We start from the raw sequence: 2562 nt of genomic DNA, 5'->3' as shown, positions 1-2562 counted from the left end.
CGCCAGACCACCAACGGCACCGAAACCACCCGCACCGACTACGACCCCGCCACCGCGCTGCCCATCCGCCAGTATGCCTACGGCAAACTCCAGCAAAGCCTGACCTACCACCCCGACGGCACCGTGGCCACCATCGCCGATGGCCGTGGCAACACCACCGCCTTGTCGAACTGGAAACGCGGCATTCCCCAGCACATCCGCTATGCCGATGGCGCCACCCAGTCGGCTCTGGTCAACGATCATGGCTGGATCACCGCGGTAAGCGACGAAAACGGCTTCGCCACCGGCTACGGCTACGACGCCATGGGCCGGCTGGCCGCCATCACCCACCCCAGCGACGACACGGTGGACTGGCATCCCGAAACCCGCACCTTCGCGCCCTCGGCCCAAGCCGCTTATGGCCTGCCCGCCGGGCACTGGCGCTCCGTCGAAGCGGTCGGCAACAAACGCGTGATGACCTCGTACGACGGCCTGTGGCGACCGGTGGTGGTGGAGACCTGGGACACCGCCAATGCCGCCGCCACCCGCTCGGTGGTGATCAAGCGCTACGACCACGAAAATCGGTTGATCTACCAGTCCTATCCACTCAACAGCATTTCGCTCTGGAGCGACGATCCACCCGGCATCCGCACCACCTACGACCCGCTGGGCCGGGTGACGCAAGTGGCGAAGGACTCCGAACACGGCCCACTGCTGACCCGGCACGAGTACTTGAATGGGCTGGAAGTGCGCACCACCAATCCGCGCGGGTTCCAGAGCGTCAACGGCTACGTCGCCTACGACCAGCCCCGCTACGACCTGCTGGCCTGGCGCGCGCAACCGGAAGGCAAGACCCTGGAGATCCTGCGCGACGTCTTCGGCAAGCCACTGTCGATCACCCAGCGCAACCCCGACAGCACACAGCGCGTGACGCGTCGTTATGTTTACGACGATCATCAGCAACTATGCAAAACCATCGAACCTGAAACCGGCGCAACGGTGATGGCGTACGACGCGGCGGGCAACCTGGCCTGGTCGGCGGCCGGCCTCGACCTGCCGTCCCCCACGGCTTGCGATCGCACCGATGCCAGCATCGCCGCACGTAAATCCAGCCGCGACTACGACGCCCGTAACCGCATCACCGGTCTGTGGTTTCCCGATGGCCGCGGCAACCAAAGCTGGCAATACACGCCGGATGGTCTGATCGCCCGCTCGGTGGTGGATAACGATGGCCCGGGCCGAGCCACGGTGAGTAATGAATACGTCTACAACAAACGCCGCCTGCTGACCGGCGAGAGCCAGGCTCAATCCGATTGGTACACGTGGAGCCTGGGCTACGGCTATAACGCTTATGGCCATCTCAGCACCCAGCGTTACCCGGACGGCCTAGTGGTGAATTACCAGCCGAACGCCTTGGGCCAGCCGACCCAGGTGGTGGATACCCGTGGACAAGCCTACGCCCGTGGCGTCAGCTACCACCCCAACGGCGCGATCCGCCAGTTCACCTACGGCAACGGCCTCGTGCACACGATGACGCAGAACACCCGGCAACTGCCGCAGCACATCCGCAGCGGCGGCGGCGTGCTGGACGATACTTACAGCTACGATGCCAACGCCAATACCGAATCGATCGTCGACAACCTGGTGGGCGAAGGCAACGACAGCGCACGCAGCCGTTGGATGCGCTACGACGGCCTGGATCGCCTGACGGCCACGCGCTCAGGCGCGTTTGGCGGCGACAACTGGTACCGCTTCACCTACGACGCCCTGGACAACCTGCGCAGCAATACCCTGCCTGGGGTGAAGGACTACGCTCGCTACGGTTACGACGCCCACAATCGCCTGGTGAGCATCGGGAACGGCGCCAATGCCACGGTGGTGAACCTGGGCTACGACGTACAGGGCAACCTGTCGAGCAAGAACGGTCAGGGCTACGACTTCGACTTCGGCAACCGCCTGAAAGTGGTGTCGGGCGTGGAAAGCTACCGCTACGATGCCCAGGGCCGGCGCGTACAGTCGTGGGCACCGGGCAAGGGCAACGTACTGAACATGTACAACCGCTCGGGTGAACTGATGTACCAACAAGACGAACGGCGCGAACAGGCATTGGCGTACGTGTATCTGGCAGGCAAACAGATTGCCCGTATTCGCAAAGACGGGCAATCGCCCAGCCCTCCGGCCCCGCCCGTGTTTGGCCCCCCGGTATTGAAAGCCAGCCGGGTGGTTACGACGCCACCGCGCATTGGGATTGCCTTGGATTGGAATACCGTGCCCGGGGCAGTCAGATATGAATTGGTTACTGACATCCCTCAATCAGATAATCCACTCACGCTGTACGAAGGGAGTGACAACGGCTACTTGCTGGAGAGGTTGCTTCTGGGCGGGAACTTTAAAGTACGTGCCTGCCGGGCATCGGGAGAATGTTCGGCTTGGTCCAACACGGTGAGTCTGTGAGCAGGAGGGGAAGAAGATGAAAGGAATAACGTACACGAAAGCAAGGCGTCGGGTGCGGCCGTGGATATGGGCATTGTGGCTATGCTGTCTGCCGGTGGTCGCCTGGTCGCAGGTGGTGGAGTATATCCA

1 pseudogene is annotated in these 2562 nt (G+C 63.0%); it reads left to right on the top strand.

Annotated elements, in window-relative coordinates:
* Positions 1-2433 (top strand): annotated as a pseudogene (locus EBB59_RS13165) (RHS repeat protein); the annotation flags it as partial.
* Between the last annotated feature and the right edge of the window lie 129 nt (positions 2434-2562).

The sequence above is a fragment of the Solilutibacter pythonis genome (genome assembly GCF_003697345.1).
Classification (GTDB): Bacteria; Pseudomonadota; Gammaproteobacteria; order Xanthomonadales; family Xanthomonadaceae; genus Solilutibacter; species Solilutibacter pythonis.
This window is presented reverse-complemented; position numbering and strand designations above follow the sequence as displayed.